The organism is Paenibacillus sp. R-74696, from assembly GCF_055814915.1.
The window spans coordinates 114,402-131,243 of sequence record NZ_JBPULM010000029.1 but is presented as its reverse complement, the minus strand read 5'-3'; the positions used below and the strand labels follow the sequence as shown (position 1 = coordinate 131,243).

The following is a 16,842-nucleotide window of genomic DNA, read 5'->3' as shown; positions in this document are numbered from 1 at the left end:
GGCTTCGCTGACGCATTATACTCCAGCGTCGAGCCGCCTACCGCCGTCGCTGGCGTGCTTCCGTCCGTCGTGTAGTAGATGTGGTCGGCCCCTGCCGATACAATCTCTAGTTCCGTACCGAAAGCCACCGCTCCCGCCGCTGGATTAAATGTCGGCGTTGCCTGCGCTACCTGCTCGCGTGTCACTTTAATGACATACGTTTTTGCACTTTTTCCCGTTTCTGTTGCTACAACGGTAATCGTGCGTTCCACTCCCGGCGTAAGCGTAATCGCCGACGAGGCTACTCCGCTCGCTACCGTCGCTCCGTCCACGGTCAATGTGCCTGCTCCGCTTGGCGTTACTGTCACGCTCGCAACACCATTGGCTACCGTTACGCCATTATACGTATACGTGCCGCCGGCAAACACAAAACCACTCGGGCTGCCGCTTAGCGCGAGGCCCGATAAATTCGCTGTAGCAGCTTGTGTATAGCTTACGCTGCCTACAGCACTGTCCAGATTGCCTGCCTTCGTGGCAATCGCCTTCACCGTCACAGCTGCACTAATCGTCGGCTTCGCTGCTGCATTATATTCCAGCGTCGAGCCGCCTACCGCCGTCGCTGGCGTGCTTCCGTCTGTCGTATAGTAGATGTGGTCGGCTCCTGCTGACAATATCTCCAGCTCTGTACCAAATGCCACCGCTCCAGCTATTGGGTTAAACGTTGGCGTTGCCTGTGTTGCCTGCTCGCGTGTCACTTTAATGACATACGTTTTTGCACTTTTTCCCGTTTCTGTTGCTACAACGGTAATCGTGCGCTCCACTCCCGGCGTAAGCGTAATCGCTGACGAAGCTACACCGCTCGCTACCGTCGCTCCGTCCACGGTCAGTGTGCCTGTTCCGCTCGGCGTTACCTGTACGCTCGCAACACCATTAGCTACCGTCACGCTGTTATACGTATACGTGCCGCCAGCAAAAGTAAAGCCACTCGGACTGCCGCTCAGCGCCAGACCCGTCAAATTCGCCGTTGCAGCTTGCGTATAACTCGCACTGCCTACCGCACTATTCGCTTTGTTGGTCTTCGTCGCAAGCGCCTTCACGGTCATGGCTGCGCTAATTGTTGGCTTCGCTGCCGCATTATATTCCAGCGTCGAGCCACCTACCGCCGTCGCTGGCGTGCTTCCATCTGTCGTGTAGTAAATATGCTCGGCTCCTGCCGATACAATTTGCAGCTCTGTTCCAAACGCGACTGCTCCCGCCGCTGGATTAAACGTTGGCGTGTCCTGCGGTACAGGACTAATCATATTCGACAACGTGATGTCATCAATATTCAAGTTGGATGGCGCGAGAGAATTTGCAAAGCGCCATTGAAGCGTTACAGAAGCAACATTCGAGTAGTTGTACGAGGATCCATTTCCTAATAAAGTCGAAACTTGAAACTTCTTGTTCACATTGTTCTCACGCAGGTTAACGTTACCTGTGTTAGAGTGCGTAGCAATCTCTGCCCCTCCAGCATCCTTTAAAGTAAGGGTGAGCAAATCAAGACTCGGACTCGTCAAATTGGAATATGCAGAAATACCTAAATCTCTAAAGGTAAAGCTGCCTAGCACGTTCTGCCCTTCCGCCTTAATGACAAGCTCGCCCGTCGTATTTGAACTCTGCAAATGCTCCGACCATAAGGAAGTTCCTTCCTTTGCAAAGCCATTCGTTACGACAAACTTATCTCCCTGCTTCTTGAAGCCCGATCCGCCTGAATTATTTGCCCCTAAGGTATCACCAAAATCATAAGTCCCATCCGCTGTCCCGGAAGCCGCATTCAGGCCTGCTGGCAGCAAATTAAACATCATAGCAAACACAAGCAGCAACACAGCAGCCCGCTTGATCGGGCTGCCAAGCTCGCCTCGCTTCATCGTGACTTTAGTATTGCTCTGCCCAGCTAATTGATGTCTCATAACCGCATCTCCCCTTGTTCTAATAGAAATTTTCGCTTATTTACCAATTTTTACTACTCCCACTCAAAAAAACGGGTGCTCTCTCAGACATCTGCCGAGATTTCCTGCACCCGCCATAAAAAAATCAATCTTCTTTCAATAAAGAGACTTCCATCATAATCCACTACTGGTCAGCCTGTGCTTCATCTACTGTCTTGGAGGATAATCTCCATTAATGCATATTATGAAATTCATGGCCAAATATGGCTGCATATTATTATGCGACTGACTTCCACCTGTAGGTGCAAGCGCTTGAGGACTCATTAACGTATTATTTGCTAATTTATAGAGCGGTCGCTGAGCTGGTGGCCGCCCTTCTCCGCTCGTCTCCGCCCAATAATGATTAGCTGGATCATCGGAGTTCTGCTGCGCTGTAATTCCGATTGCACTATGAGTGTGGCGAGGCATTTGACTAGTCAAAAGTGTGACTCCCGCGTCTCCACTCTGCTCGCCTACCGTCGTTGGCGTAAGCCCAGGACCTTCTCCCTGCCCCATAGGAGCCGCACCCTGTAAATTTGGCAAAGCAAAGGTTGTTTTACCATCTCCGCCATATTGGTTGCCAAGTATAGAAAACAGAGTTGTATACCTTTGAACTGGTAAAATATCTCCGTTGCAAAGCGCCCAGTTCATCGGTGGAAAATTCCCCGCAAAAATGCGTATTTCACCTATATATGCATCCATATAATAAAACTGCCTCCTTTAACCTCTTGATGGGTAAATGCCCGTAGTAGCGATACAATAATTCAACGCCAAATAGGGCTGCATATTGTTGTGCGACTGGCTGCCGCCCACTGCTGCAATAGCTCCTGCATTCATTTGAACGTTCCCCGACGACAGAGGAGCATAAGGCGTATAAGGCGTATTCGCCCATATATTTCCTGATGGAGTTACTTGATCTGCCGTTTCTGTAGAAGCAGAGAGCTGATGCGTATGCATCGGCATTTCCTTGACCGTTAATGTATGAGCCGCTTCTCCTGCCGCACTTCCAATCGGAATTGGATTTTCAACCTTCTCTCCAACATGAACATGAATGGGAACTCTCCCCTGTAAATTCGGAAGGGCAAAATTCTCCCTGCCATTCCCGCCATAATACGTGCCAAGAAGCGAAAACAAAGCTTGGTTGCTCGATAAGTTTAATAATTGCCCATTGCAGGAAGCCCAGCCTTTCGGTGTAAATCCATACGGGAACGCTCTAATTTCACCAAGAAATGGTTGCATTTTCATCCTCCTATATTTAAAGTGCTAAATCTCATAAATAACTAAGACTGTGGTGGAAAAATGCCTTGAAGGGCAATAATGAAAGACAGGGTCACGGATGGCATCATATTACTATGAGGCTGACTGTCTCCTAAGTATGAAACACTATTGTTATTCATAGGATTACGTGAAAGTGGGTTGTTGTTGCCATCAAGACCTGTGGAGTATACAGCTGCTTTCGCCCAAGTATTATTCTGGGGAGAAGCGTCACTTCCGGCGGTTTGAGCTGGTATAGCGGGGTGAGTGTGGGCTGGCAATTGAGAGGCTTGGAGCGTAACACTTTCTGTCCCTCCGATCATGCCTAACGAGTAAGTGGAGCCTTTATGAATAGGAATCCTTCCTCTCAGGTCTGGCAATCCAAAGTCTACTTGACCATCACCGCCATAGGTAGTGCCTAATAACATAAACAAAGCATCATTTTCCGAAATTTTTAAGGTTTGACCTTCACATCTCGCCCAGCCCACTGGAGCATAATTGCCAGCGAACATGCGAATTTCACCAAGAAAAGCCTCACTCATTGTCTAAATCCCCCCGATTTTTCGTAGATATTCATTGAAAAACGATAGCCGAGTCAAGGTCCTGCTCTGTCTCCAAAGCTGCTAGGGCTTCCATTCCATCAACGAATGCATCCCTTGCTCCTCTATCTTAACAAACCCTAGTCTTTCATATAAACGGTGTGCCACATTGCCCTGCATCACATGAAGTTGAATGGGCTGTTTTCTATCGGTTGCTTCACTCTGAAGCTCCTGCAGCAAATACGTGCCATAACCGGAATTTCGAAAAGCAGGCAGCAGCGCCACATTAACGAGTATCATTTTATCTGCCTTGCGAACAAGCATGCAAACCCCGATTTGGAAATCATCCTTCATTAAAATATAGTTCTCCGCATCCGGATACTGCGACTCATAGGAGCGCTTCTGCAAATCATATTGCATCCGTAGAAAGGCCTGCTGAAACGATTCTTCCCAGCCCCATTGCCCTACTTCTTCCTCACGGGTACTCGCATAAACTCGATATAGAAATGAATGATGCTTCTCCTCTGCCTGTGCCATATGAAGCCTGCCCGTAAGCACCTGCTATCCCCTCCTAAATCAACCAAAAAAAGTGATTTCCATAATTAACTATTCTACATCTAAATTTACAATCCTCCTTCATATTCGACATTTTATTTTAAATTTAACTTCTATTGAATTTAAATTTAACTTCAATAAAATAGGTGATTATTTTCCGCAAAAAAGAACCCCTTGAAATCAAGGGGTTCTCTATAACTTACTATTTGTCCAACCGCTATCCGTTTGGTATTCGTCTTTCCATTATCCTTGCAGCTTACACATCATACTCCAGCTGCTTCCGCGCCTGCACGATGAAATCAAGCGGCGTCGGGATTGTTTCCGGCTCATATTGCAGCGCCCCGATTTTCAGGCTCAGCTCCACCTTGTATTTGTGCGAAAACTCAGCGGAATTAAACTCCTGAATTTTATGGCGCAAGCGCTCAATGACAATGTTCGCCCCTTGGCGGTCCGTGAACAGCAGCAGCCCCCAAGTCGGATTATCCTTGCTGAGCATATAAATCGAATCATTCGTCCGAATACTCGTCTGGCTCATCTGCGAAAGCTCAAAGATCGCTTCCGTCATCCGTTCCTCGCTGACCATCCGCCGCAGCTCATCCCAATATTTCACGTTCACAACAAGCAGCGTGAGCGGAATTTGATATCGAGTGGACAGCGCCATGAAGACGGCAGCGTCATTTTGGAACGAGCGGCTGTTGCGCAGGTTCGTATTTTCATCCATCGTCGCCAATCGGCTGTTTGTTTTCTTGAGCTGTTCATTTTCCGTTTGGAGCTGTCTGCCCGCGAGCGTAAACATCCACGTCACCAAGGTGAATACCGGCGTCATGACGAGCCAGAAATAATTGCCGCTGCTGACCGCCTCTCCGCCCACAAGCGTTCCATACAGCGTATAGGTACCGAAGCCGAAAATAAACAGAATGTTGAGAATCAGCCCTGTCGTCACATTCGTGAAATACGTAATGATCGCAATCAGGAAAGCGATATTTAGAAAAATAATATTTTGCAAATAACGGTCAGGATCTCCCGCTGTAAATACGATACAAATAAAGCTGACGACGATGAGCAGCAGGAAGCCGCTGTCGGAAATAAGACTGCTCTGATTACGCCTCATCGCGATCACCCCGTCTTCTGCGATATTTGCGAGCCAGGAAGATCAGCGATACGAGCACCAGCACCATGACAAGCGCTGCCGCGATCACGAAGCTGAGCACATCGGTGCGCTCCATCACATTGCTAATGACGGAGGATTGCTCCGGCTCGGCCTCTTTTTTAAACCGAAATGCGTTTATATTGCCGTCCTTGTCCGTCGATACGCCATCGCCGAACACCTTCCATACCGTCCCTTGGCTGGCGACCAGCTTGGAGGCTAAATAATAATATTCCGAGTCTGCCCCAGTAACGGCGAGCAAGCCATGTCCCGCCTCATACGGGGAATCAATCAGCTGCAAGGTCCCGATGCGCTTGCCGTAATCGGAGTCAATGCTCATTTTTTCATTGGACTGCAAGCCTGCGCCATTCGCATCATATTTGAAGTACAGCGCGTCATTATGATCCCGAATGACCTTGTTGCTTTGGAAGGTTCCAATCGCGATGACGTTGCGGGCTTTCAAAACATCAGCAGCGACATCATCGTTATAAAAGAGAACGTCTCCCGTATTGCCTTCAGCATACTGTCCGAGCAAATTGAACAGGTTGGCTACCGTACGATAAGTGTAGGAATCGCTTTCCTTTGGCAGTACAACCGCTACCTGATTAAATGCTCCATCTCGTAAAAATGGATACGGATAGTTGTTGAACAACAGCTCCGTCCGGTCCTTCGTATTCAATTGCAGCATGGAATCCTTCGTCACGAAAGCCCATGGCATTTGGTTCTGATTTTGCACACAAACGGCGTTTTCCAGCTCTAGATCAAAGGCGACAACGACGGAGAAGTTGCCGGAAATGTCCAGATTTTTCGGAATTGGCAGTGTAATCGAATCGCCATTTGCCAGCTCCTCCGTCAGCTTCTTGCTGCCGATTGGCGTATTGTTAATGAGTACCGTCATCATCGAACGGTCAAAATCCAGGTTTTTTGCATAGCGGAAATCGAGGCTGATTTTGCTTGCGTCAGCGATGGAACGGTTGGCCGGCAGCGAAACAAAATAAGCTTTTTCCTGATGGCGCGGGCCCTTCAGCTCATCGCCTGCTTCAGTCAATACGACATTTCGGCTAATGTTGACCACAGGCGTCGATACATCCGTGCTCTCGTCGACGATTTTGCGGTCGCTATCGAGCTGCGCCATTAGTGCCTGATTCGCCACAAGGCGGCTCGCCTTCACCAGCAGCGCCTCATCCTTCGCGGTCACAACGAGCGTCCATTGCTCGCCTTGGCGCACGAGCTGAATTAAGCCTTTGCCGTTCAAATCAGGCGTGCCAACGGCTGTTTTCAGCCCGCTTGGGAGCTGATCATACAAAGCTACAGCCGTTACGAGCTTTTTGCCCGCATAATATTCATCATCGAAGGCAAGCAGTGGAATCGTCTTGTCCTGAAGCGTATTCGCCTTGGCAAAGCCCGACAGCGCATAGACAGCCGCTTCCAGCTCGGAAGATGCTGCCTGCTTCGGCACCGCAATGGTATTCAAGCTTTTGCTTCCCGTATCAAGGCCCGTAAACCGCTCATTAAAATCACGGATGGAGCCGTCCAGCGGCTTGCTCACATAACGAACATCGACGCTTGAGCTGCTGTACAGCTGCAGCCAATTATCCCGAGCCTCGTCTGGCGAGCACATTTGATCATTGACGATCGTCTCGATGCTTCCTACTGTTGACAGCGTGTTTGTGCCTTCCGCCAGCAGCTCGCGCGGAATCGTTACGCTAAGGCGCTGCTTTTTCTCCACTGTGCGGTCTGGGCGGAACGAATAAAAGGCTACGCCGTTAATTGCCAAGGTGACGCTGGAACGGTCCTTGTCGGCCAACTGCGACACCATATAGTCAACATTGACGGTGACGCTGCTTACATTCCAATAAGACGGTATTTGAAAAAAGTCCTGGCGCGTCGCCATTACACCCGACATGGATGTGTCGGCTGTAATGAATGAAATCTTATAGCTTTCTGTGCCCGGTGCCTCTGCTGCGCTTGCCGTAGTTGTTCCAAGCAGGCCCAACTGGCCCAGCAGCATCGCCATGCAAAGGAAGGTAATGACGAATATGCGTATTTTCATGATGCTCTCCTCCAGCTTTAATAACGTTCGGTTTTGTACCATTTTGCTTCACGCTTAAACACTAAATCCTTGAGGTAGGTATATAAGCCGTAGGCGGCAACAACCATCCACATTTGGCAATAGGATACGTACATCAGCATAATAATCCATACATTGGACAGCCTCAGCTCTCCCTTTTCCGTCGTTAGCGTAATATAAGTGCCTACTATAAACAGCGTGACCGCCAGCACCCAGAGGAAGGAGCTGAATCCGGCAATTGTCGTATGTACATAACCTAAAGCGTGAAGAATCAGCAGCAGATCCGACATAACGAGCGACGTAAGCAGAAGAAAATAAATCGATAAAAAATATAAAATATCAAAGCGGATATTCGTTGCAGAGCGGTCAAACAGCAAGGGGATATTTTTCACAATGACATAAATATTGCCCTTCGCCCAGCGCGTCCGCTGCTTGAACCATACCTTGACCGTTTGCGGCTCCTGCTCCCAGGTGACGGCCTTCGGCTGAAACTTGATTCGGTACCCCATCATATAAATGCGGAAGCTGATCTCGGTATCCTCGGCAATCGCCTTCACATCCCAGCCGCCAATCCGCTCGACGATATGACGCCACATGATGAAGTTCGTGCCGGGTATCGTGCAAAGCTTGAACAGCTTCCATCTGCCCGCCTGCGCCATCCATTGGAAGGACAGCGTCTCAATGTTAATGAAACGGGTGAGCAGATTCGTATCGCGGTTGCGTGTGCGAAACTTCCCGATGACCGCGCCCAGTGTATCATCATTCGTAATTTCACCGACCAGATAGCGAAGCGCTGTGCGCTCCGGCGTATTGTCCGCGTCATAAATGGCAATCAGCTCGCCGCGGCTCTGCTGGAAGCCAATGTTGAGCGCATTCGACTTGCCCTTGCCGCCTGTAACCTTGTCGGTGTTGATAACCATTAAATTGCGTCCTGCGTATCTGGCTTGCACCTCGGCAAGCAGCACGGCGCTATTATCCGAGGAATTATCGTTAATGACGATAATTTCGTAGCGGTCATGCGGATAATCAAGCGCCAGCAGCGATTCGACCGTCTTCGTAATGACCTTGCCCTCATTGTGGGCCGGTACCATAATGGTGACAAAGGGAGTCTCCCCCTTGATTTCCGGTACAGGCTTCCCTTCGCTCTGGATATAAAATAAATAGCCGGCGATAATCAGCACCACATTGACGAGCAGGAGCGACCAAATACAGATAACGGCAATCAACATGAGGATGTCTGCGATTGTCATAGCTGTCTCCTTATTTGAAGTATTTGCGTCTGTATAGTCGGTATCCGATCATAAAGAGGAAGCCGAATATGAAGAGCGACACCATAATAATGACGATAAAAATTTTATTTTGCACATTAAACAAGGTGGTAAAGCTTACCGTTCCCTTATCCGCGTATTCATAATCAGAGCTGACCTGCCGCAGCGCATCATTCAAGGCTACGGCTTGACCATTAATGGTCATATGGCCGTCTTGCGAAAGGATGACATGCGCCTCGGTCCTTACCTCGTGGCCTTGTTGCTTATAATCCGCGAAGGTCATCCAGCTCTCGGTAATGCTGGCGAGATCGGCGCTCAGCTGTGCTTCATTTTCAGCAAAATCATACGTTAGCGCCGTATTCATCGGAAGCGGCTCCCAAGCCTTGCCCTGGTGTTCAAAGCCTGCTAGAAAGCTCGGGCTTATGCTGTAAAGCGATGAGGCGAAGGGCTTGGAAACGTTCGTCTGCGAGCGGAACATCAGCTTCTTATTAGGGAGCAGCACCGCCGAATCGAAGAAGCCCATGCCGTCCACAGCGTATTCCTTGTCGTAGGACCAATACATTTCCGCCCCCATGCCGAGCGGGGCAATGCCGTAAGCCGCTAATACGTCAATGAACGAGGTCATCTTCGTTTTGAGCGTCTGGTCATTTTGACCGATGGTTGAAGCTACGACAGGCGCATTGACCAGCACAGAGCCGTTACGCGACTGCACATATTTTAGCGCCTCCAGATAGCGCTGCATCGCCGGGAAATCCGAATTGCTGAAAACCGGCTGCACACTAATCGCAAAAGGAATGCCTGCCTCGTATAATTTATCGGCCATCCCGGCCAAAAGCGTTAAATCCGAAAACGGGTATATTTCCTTAAAAAGCAGGTAGGTTTGCCCCGGCTCGGAAAGCCCAAGCCAATCCTTCAGCACATACGACATCGCCAGCTCGCTCAAATTCCCCTTCTGAAAATAAGGCACATACGCAGCATGCTCATTCCTCGCTGCGTAGGGAGAATTCCCGTTCGCCCCATCATTTTGCTTGGGCGTAAAGCTGCCGTATGCCTCGGCTTGAGGCTCGGCAGCCATCTGCATCACGATGTACGGGGTGTTCTGCACACGTACCGCCTCATCCGAGAACGGGCCAATCGCAAGCCGCATCGTTTCCTCGCTCGGCGTTTGTTCAATGGCGATATGCAGCGCTTCCTGCTGCCGGGCGGGCAATTCCTCGCCGATGTGAAAATAATCCCCTTGGTAGGCTCCCCTATCTTGGACAAAAGCGGCGTTCGTCAGCTCCATATCAGCTGCATTGCGTACTAGAATCACCTTGCTGTATGACTCCAGCATACCGACTGAGTAACCGTCTACAGAGAGGAGTGTGACCTCCGCTCCAAATGCGGCCAGCTGCTGCTGCAGCGCCTCTACATTGCCAGCCTTTGGCGTACCAATGGCCAAGCTGTCATAGAGCAGCAGCACGCGGATCGGCTCCGCCTCCTTATCTGCGGCAGCAGCGAGAGAAGAAGTGGAAGAACCATAAAGCAAACAGAGCAACAGCAGCAGGTTCAATAGCGTTTTCGGTAATGGTTGTCTACATTTGCTTTTTTTCACCTTCTCACCTTCCCAGCCTCTCTACATGTATTTCATTTGGCGAATCCTGCTCCTGCTCGCTATGCCATAATCTGCGGCGCACGCCGTCAGCGATGACCAAAAACGTAATGAGATCAAAGGCCGCGGTAAACAGAAATTCATGCTTGGCCAAATCGGCGTCCCCCGCCCCGATAATCGAGACGAAGATGCCGGATAAGCCAGCCAGCATCATCATGACGATGAGCGGCAGGCGCGAAGCCCGCCTTAGATTGCGCGCCTTGATTGCCGCTACGAAAGCCGGCATATATACGCCAACGACGACAATCATCCAGATGACGATGAAGCCGAAGGTTTTGGGCGCAAGCGCCTCTTTTAGCAAGCTGTAGCCGGAGAAAAAGATCGTCTGCTGGCCGAACGGCTTGCCAGCCGACTTTTCATAGTTGCCCATCGCCGCAGGGCGGATGCTGAATGCATTTTTCGCTGCCAAATTCAGCATGCTGCCAGCCTGATCCGGATGGCTGATATAATAGCCGACAATCGCGCCAAAGCCGTACTGGCTGTAGAAGTTTTCCTCCAAAATCGGCGAATCCACATCCACCGTCGTAAATGGCTCATAATAAATGCTGTCCTTTAAAATCGCATATTGCTTGTCCATACCGAGCGCCTCTAAGGCGCCTTCCGGATCATCCGAGCCCATCAGCACCCCCCGCGTCATCGCATGGTATTTGTTAATGTTGACGAACTCCTTCGGAATGAGCACATACGTTGCAATGCCCGCCAGCATCAGAACTGTGAGCGATGTCAGCATTAGCACGCGGAACGTTCGCTTCACATGGATGAACAGGTAGAACAGGCCGATGACGGCAATAATGACACCAACCGGGGCATTTTGCTGCTTGCTCGTTGTAAGCAGGAAGCCGCTGACCGTAAACACGGCGAGCATCGCGTAATCATTATAACGGCGGCGGTAAAGCAGCAGCCCTGAGGCAAAGACGAGCATCATCATAATGAGCACGATGCCTTCGCTGAAAAAAGAGTTGAAAAACGCCGTATATCCAGTGTCTCCAAACATAAAAATCGCCAGCAGCGCGATGATATAGCCGTATTTACGGGCTATTTTCCAAGTCAGGCTCTCGACGAGCAAATAAATCGCAATGACGTAAAGAATCGTCAATATAGCTGCCTGAAAACGCACATCGAACACCTGGCTGCTGGCCAGCAGCGTATTCAGCACAATCGACAATTGAATGAACCACGATTGCGAGGACGTAAAGGTTGTTCCATTTTCATTATAATATTGCAAAATGCCAAAATTCTTTACAAAGTGGCCGAGATATTGGCTGTCATAATCGGGAGCGTTAAAGTATAAACCGTTGCTGTACAAAATACGAAAAAAGTCCCCGTTGTCTGCCATCCCAATATACGGGGGCGTGAACAAGGCGATGATAGTAATGATGAGCACTGCCAAAGCCGCAAAGCTTGCAGGCGAAAGGTATCGGCTGAATAAGGCGTAGGCTCGCCGAGCGTAGTGCTTGGCCCTGTCTAATAACATGTTGGGCGCCTTCTTTCTAAATATCGTTTATAAATTTGGTGAAAAAGGATCATCACTGCGTATAAGGTTTGGCTTACGATCGCTGTTGCCATTGGATTTCTTGAATTAAAACTGATTTAGCTGTAGAAATCCAATGCCAAATGCGAACGCTACCGCTTCTCCAGCTCAAACCTTTCACTCCGCTTGCCTTTTTCTCCAAAGTTTCTACTAAGGAAAATGATTGAAAAAGGCTTTTAGTAAGTGTAAGCAAGCAAAGCCATTAGATTATCGAAGGAGTAGGCCTGCTGAGCAGCTGTGTCGCCAAAGCCGCCGAGCAGCGGGCTTCCGACCTCCTCGATCTGGAACTCATTCATTTTGCCAATACTGTCGGCATAAAGGGTCTGATCCCCAATCACGGAGCCAATCATCGCTGTAATGGCGTAGATGGCAGTGGAGCGCGTATCCGTTGTGGCTGCGCCTTCCTTCGTGTATTGGCCGTAAAGCGTCCCCGCCTTAACCCTATCCTTTATGTATCGGATGCTTTCGGCTTTTTCTTCACCCATTTCGGCTAAAATAAGCACCGTCAGCAATGATTCCACCATATTAATATGATCCGAGCTGTATTTCCCCTTGCCATAATCATAACGGGTCTCATAAAAAGGAAATTCATCCGTTAAATAACCGTCCTTAATGATTTTCTCCATATTAGCGATCAGCGTTTGCCGCTCCCCCTCCTCAATAGGCAGCAGTCTCAGCGTCTTCAAATCGATGTAACACAGCGTAATAAACTCATTCGTTATTTTGTACGTTTCATCATAAAAATCATACAAATAGCCATTTTTCACATTATGCTCGTAAAAACGCATGCCGAAGCTGTCGGCTTCCTGCTTATAGCCTTCATTTTGAAAAACGTCTCCAGCCTCATACAGCGCCCGAATGATGCGCAAATCGTCAACCGCCGCGTTTAGCGTATAACGCTTCTGCAGCTTAGGGCTGAAGCGGTAGCTGAATGCCGTCTCCATATTAAAGGTTTGCTTGGCGCGGGCCCACTCTTCCTCAAAAGCAGCCTTTTGCTGCGTTAGAGCCTTATAGCGCATCATAAGCCCTGCCGACTCGCTGAGCATTTCATGCCCCGTCGTCAGCTCCGCATTTTGCTCCGTATCCTGCAAATTCGTATAAAAGCCAGCCGTCCCGGACAGCTCGGTCGTTATAAAATGATACAGCTTCTGCCGCTTGTCCTGCATTTGCAGCTTGTCTCCATAATGCTGCTCTGGCAGCAATGCTGCCGTAGGCGCCTCCTGTGGCGTTGCCGAGGAAGTTGGCAATGCAGATGGAGCTGGCTGCTCCGAGCGTCCACATGCCGTCAACAATAACACGAACGTTATAGCGGTTAGGATCACTTTTTTGCCCGAATCGCTTGCTTGTATTTTACGCATCCATCTGCCTCGTTTCTCTGAATCCGGTCATTTTTTTAAAACATCTGGTCGACATCGTCTGGGTCTAGGTTATCCCACGCTCCCATTATGTCCGCTGGCGCCGGATTAAAACGATATTTTGCCAAATCCAGCTTGCCCTGCACACTCACCTCGATGCCCTCTTCCTCCAAGCGAGACCGCTGCTCCATATTCCCCTCTTCATTCGGAATGGCGATTTCGCCCTGCGCATTAACAACCCGGTGCCACGGCAATTGATGAATACTGCTCTGGGTATGCAAAATCCGCACAACCTGGCGTGCCCCTCTGCGGCTTCCCGCAAGCTCGGCAATTTGCCCATAGCTCATAACAGCACCTGAGGGAATGCATTTTATGATTTCAATGACTCTTTTCGTAAATGGCTGCATCATGGCCTCCGTTAGAATGCTTATTTTTCTTTTGAAAAGATTGTAACATGTTTCAGCATTCGACTGGTTTCTACATTTCTTAAAAAACTTGCAAGCCCTATGTTTCAAAAAGTTTTGCCGGATCGCTTGACTTGGAGCTGACTCCAAGTTGTACGCTAATGCCATTAAGAGCAGCAGCAACGGCTAGCTGCTGAGATGGTTCAACCATATAGAGGAGGATACATGATGAGGAACAAACCAATAGATGTACCAACCGCGCTCATTACAGGCGCTAATAATGGAATTGGACTTGAACTGACTCGCAGGCTGCTTGGTGAAGGCTGGCATGTCGCCGCGCTCATTCGTTCCGATTTTCTAGAGGATGACGAGGAGGTGCACGCTGCTCTGCGCAAGGGCCAGCTCCGCGTGTATAAAGCCGATTTAGCTGATTTTGCAAGCTTAAAGCAGGCACTGAAGCGAATGAAAGAAGCAGAAGCAAAGCTTGATGTGCTTTTCAATAATGCTGGAGGAAGCTTTTCGGAGCTTGCCATGACCAAGCAAGGGCGGGAGCAGCATTTTGATTTGCAGACGGTCGCGCCTTATGCCGTCTTTATGGAGCTGAAGGAGCTGCTGGAAAAAGGAAGCTACAAGACGATCGTTAATACATCGACCAGCTCTTTCAAAACCTTGAGGAAATTCGACTCGCAAACGTTGGAGCGCCCAACGGAATTCAAGAAGCTGTTCGGTCCCTACTCCACCTCCAAGCTCGCTCTTTCCTTGTGGACAAAGGAGCTGGCCCCGCAGCTGGCAGCTGAAGGGCTTCGCATCATCAGCGTTGACCCGGGCGGCAATAATACGATTAGAAAAGGGAAAAAGTCCGGCCTGCCTTTTTATATAACGCCAATCATGAAGCTATTTTTCCCGCATCCGAGCAAGGGAGCTTCCCTGCTTTATGAAGCAGCAATCGGCAAGGAGAAGCTTGCAGCGCCCGGCTCTTATCTTGTAAATGGCAAAGCCGCCGAGCTGAAATTCACAGACCAAAGCGCTAAAGTGCTGAGTCTCATCAGCTCGATTTATGAGCGGGAGTTTGCGAAGCCCCAGTAACAATAACTGTAACGGCAACGCCAAAGAGCAGTGAAAAATCGAGCTGTAATAGCTTTATATAGTTGATATTTAGTCAGATGAAATACACGATTCTTTTTAAAGCCCAATTAAGAGCGATAAGCTTCTAATTGGGCTTTGGACGATTTTCGTTATTAGGGAGTATTAGCTCTATTTCGACCACTCGATTAGCTCCTATTTTCTAGAATATGTAAGTAGGCTATATTTCTTTATAATATAATACCGTGGCATATAGGTTGCCATCGCCTGACCGAGCGAATTTCGGAATACGCCCCGCTTCAGTAAAGCCCAGCGACTGGTACAAAATATTAGAAGGCGCTCCTTCCAGCGTATCCAGAATGAGCAGGCTTCGTCCTTCCGCAACAGCCCGGTCCTCCGCTTGCTGCATCAGCAGTCTGGCAATGCCTTTGCGCCGCTGCTGGGGCTGCACCATCATTTTGGCGATTTCCCCACGGTGGGTCGCATTTTGCTTTTGCGCCAGCTGAAGCTGTACGGTACCGACCATTCGCTCTCCCTCCTTGGCAACCCACAGCAATGTGCCCGGCTCCAATACTCCCTGCCAATAAGCTTTGGCATCCTCCCTGCTAAGGGGCGGCAGGAAGCCGATCGACGCTCCATCCTCTACGACCTCGACAATGAGCCCGACTAACTCCTCTAACGTATGCTCATTCAGTTCTGTCAGCTCTTCTACTCGCAATGATTGGCCCATGCCCTCAGCTCCTTTTCTATCTCTGCTTTATCTTCTCTAGCATATCCAATTTGTGTTCTGAGCTCAATATACGTATTTCGATCCAAGCCCCCAGTAGTCGTAATTGTAATTCATCGAATAAATCTTCAATGCCGCGAATAATTTCTGTAAAGACCGCATCGGAGATGTCCGATACTATGATGCCAATAGTCAGCGTTTTGTGTGACTTTAAGCTTCAAGCTTCAAAACAAAAAAGTTGGTGAAACGCTTTTCCTTTAGGAGGCTTAGGATGCAAAAAATAAAGCTTTTTTCCGGTACATCCAATCGCAAGCTCGCGCAGCAGGTTTGTTCTTTGCTTGGGCAGCCGCTTGGCGATGTCGCTATTACCCGCCAGCAAAGCGGGGAAATTCACGTTTCCTATCAGGAGCCTATCCGCACCTGTGACGTCTTCATCATTCAAGCGATGTCCCATCCGGTCAATGAGCACTTGGTGGAGCTGCTTGTGCTCATTGATGCTGCCAAGCGTGCTTCGGCCAATAAAATTAATTTGATCTTGCCCTATTATGGCTATGCCCGCCAAGAGCGAAAAACCGCTCCCCGCGAGCCAATTTCGGCGAAGCTGGTCGCCGAGGTGCTGACGACTGTAGGCGCCAACCGCATCGTAACGATTGATCTGCATGCCGATCCGATTCAAGGCTTTTTCGAAATTCCGGTTGACCATTTAACCGCCCTCGATCTTATTATCCACCATTTGAAAAGCAAAAATATTAAAAATCCGGTCGTCGTTTCTCCCGATGCAGGACGCGCCTCAACAGCGGAAAAGCTTGCGGGCGAGCTGGATTGTCCATTCGCTATTATGATCAAAAACCGCCCCGCTCACAATCAGACGGAAATAACGCATATTATTGGGAATGTAACGGGCAAAACGCCTATCATTATTGAGGATTTGATTGATACCGGAAATACAATCGTCAATGTCGTTAATGCCCTTAAGCAAAATGGCGCCGAGAATGCTTATGTTTGCGCTACGCATGGACTGTTTTCGGGAGGGGCCCACAATTTGCTGGCCTCGCCAAATATCAGCGAAATCGTCGTCACCGATACGATTGCGATGCAGGAGGAGCATGAGTCTTTTGGTGAAAAGCTTGTCATTTTGCCAATAGCTCCGATCATCGCTTCTGCCGTTCAAATTATTATTCAGGGCGGCTCCATCGATACACAGGTTAACTCAGGCAAGGTTTAACATCCGAATACATTTTTCAGTAATCATAGATCCCATGCAAGATGATTGCTGCGGAGGAGGGAGGGCAGGGATGTCCCTTCATTCCT

General features: G+C 49.3%; 15 protein-coding genes. 2 read left to right on the top strand and 13 right to left on the bottom strand.

Annotated elements, in window-relative coordinates; all coding sequences use genetic code 11:
- The 12 genes from ACSR9A_RS11700 to ACSR9A_RS11645 all read right to left on the bottom strand — a co-directional run.
- Window positions 1–1,928: FN3 associated domain-containing protein (locus ACSR9A_RS11700; RefSeq protein WP_473757405.1), on the bottom strand; the 1,928-nt coding region annotated here is incomplete at its 3' end.
- 186 nt (window positions 1,929–2,114) lie between these two features.
- The gene (locus ACSR9A_RS11695) at window positions 2,115–2,648 is read right to left on the bottom strand and encodes a phage tail protein (protein ID WP_473757404.1); all 534 of its coding nucleotides are present in this window, start codon (window positions 2,646–2,648) and stop codon (window positions 2,115–2,117) included.
- Between the two features lie 18 nt (window positions 2,649–2,666).
- A complete protein-coding gene (locus tag ACSR9A_RS11690) occupies window positions 2,667–3,185 on the bottom strand; it encodes a phage tail protein (protein ID WP_473757403.1) in 519 nt (172 codons plus the stop codon).
- Between the two features lie 41 nt (window positions 3,186–3,226).
- Entirely contained in the window at window positions 3,227–3,742 is a 516-nt protein-coding gene (locus ACSR9A_RS11685) for a phage tail protein (protein WP_473757402.1), read from the bottom strand.
- A gap of 81 nt (window positions 3,743–3,823) precedes the next feature.
- Complete coding sequence (locus tag ACSR9A_RS11680; RefSeq protein ID WP_473757401.1) at window positions 3,824–4,297, bottom strand: GNAT family N-acetyltransferase; 474 nt, start codon at window positions 4,295–4,297, stop codon at window positions 3,824–3,826.
- Between the two features lie 253 nt (window positions 4,298–4,550).
- Window positions 4,551–5,405 (bottom strand): diguanylate cyclase domain-containing protein, encoded by an 855-nt coding sequence (locus ACSR9A_RS11675; protein ID WP_473757400.1) that lies wholly within the window; start codon window positions 5,403–5,405, stop codon window positions 4,551–4,553.
- Window positions 5,395–7,494: a cellulose biosynthesis cyclic di-GMP-binding regulatory protein BcsB gene (locus ACSR9A_RS11670; protein WP_473757399.1), complete on the bottom strand. Its 2,100-nt coding sequence runs from the start codon at window positions 7,492–7,494 to the stop codon at window positions 5,395–5,397. The genes ACSR9A_RS11675 and ACSR9A_RS11670 overlap by 11 nt, the downstream gene beginning before the upstream one ends.
- A 17-nt stretch (window positions 7,495–7,511) precedes the next feature.
- Window positions 7,512–8,762, bottom strand: coding sequence for a glycosyltransferase family 2 protein (locus ACSR9A_RS11665; protein ID WP_473757398.1), 1,251 nt, complete (start codon window positions 8,760–8,762; stop codon window positions 7,512–7,514).
- Between the two features lie 10 nt (window positions 8,763–8,772).
- Window positions 8,773–10,374: a hypothetical protein gene (locus ACSR9A_RS11660; RefSeq protein ID WP_473757397.1), complete on the bottom strand. Its 1,602-nt coding sequence runs from the start codon at window positions 10,372–10,374 to the stop codon at window positions 8,773–8,775.
- Window positions 10,375–10,378: 4 nt separating this feature from the next.
- Window positions 10,379–11,905: a glycan biosynthesis hexose transferase WsfD gene (gene wsfD, locus ACSR9A_RS11655; protein WP_473757396.1), complete on the bottom strand. Its 1,527-nt coding sequence runs from the start codon at window positions 11,903–11,905 to the stop codon at window positions 10,379–10,381.
- Between the two features lie 233 nt (window positions 11,906–12,138).
- Window positions 12,139–13,320: a hypothetical protein gene (locus tag ACSR9A_RS11650; RefSeq protein ID WP_473757395.1), complete on the bottom strand. Its 1,182-nt coding sequence runs from the start codon at window positions 13,318–13,320 to the stop codon at window positions 12,139–12,141.
- Window positions 13,321–13,355: 35 nt separating this feature from the next.
- Window positions 13,356–13,724, bottom strand: coding sequence for an MGMT family protein (locus ACSR9A_RS11645; RefSeq protein WP_473757409.1), 369 nt, complete (start codon window positions 13,722–13,724; stop codon window positions 13,356–13,358).
- A 222-nt stretch (window positions 13,725–13,946) separates the two neighbouring features.
- Here ACSR9A_RS11645 and ACSR9A_RS11640 point away from each other — a divergent pair, with 222 nt between their 5' ends.
- Window positions 13,947–14,807, top strand: coding sequence for an SDR family NAD(P)-dependent oxidoreductase (locus tag ACSR9A_RS11640; protein WP_473757394.1), 861 nt, complete (start codon window positions 13,947–13,949; stop codon window positions 14,805–14,807).
- A gap of 217 nt (window positions 14,808–15,024) precedes the next feature.
- On the opposite strand, the gene ACSR9A_RS11635 is transcribed toward ACSR9A_RS11640, so the two are convergent.
- Entirely contained in the window at window positions 15,025–15,534 is a 510-nt protein-coding gene (locus tag ACSR9A_RS11635; RefSeq protein WP_473757393.1) for a GNAT family N-acetyltransferase, read from the bottom strand.
- A 268-nt stretch (window positions 15,535–15,802) separates the two neighbouring features.
- Between ACSR9A_RS11635 and ACSR9A_RS11630 the strand changes: the two genes are divergently transcribed.
- Window positions 15,803–16,756 (top strand): ribose-phosphate diphosphokinase, encoded by a 954-nt coding sequence (locus ACSR9A_RS11630; RefSeq protein ID WP_473757392.1) that lies wholly within the window; start codon window positions 15,803–15,805, stop codon window positions 16,754–16,756.
- Window positions 16,757–16,842: the final 86 nt, after the last annotated feature.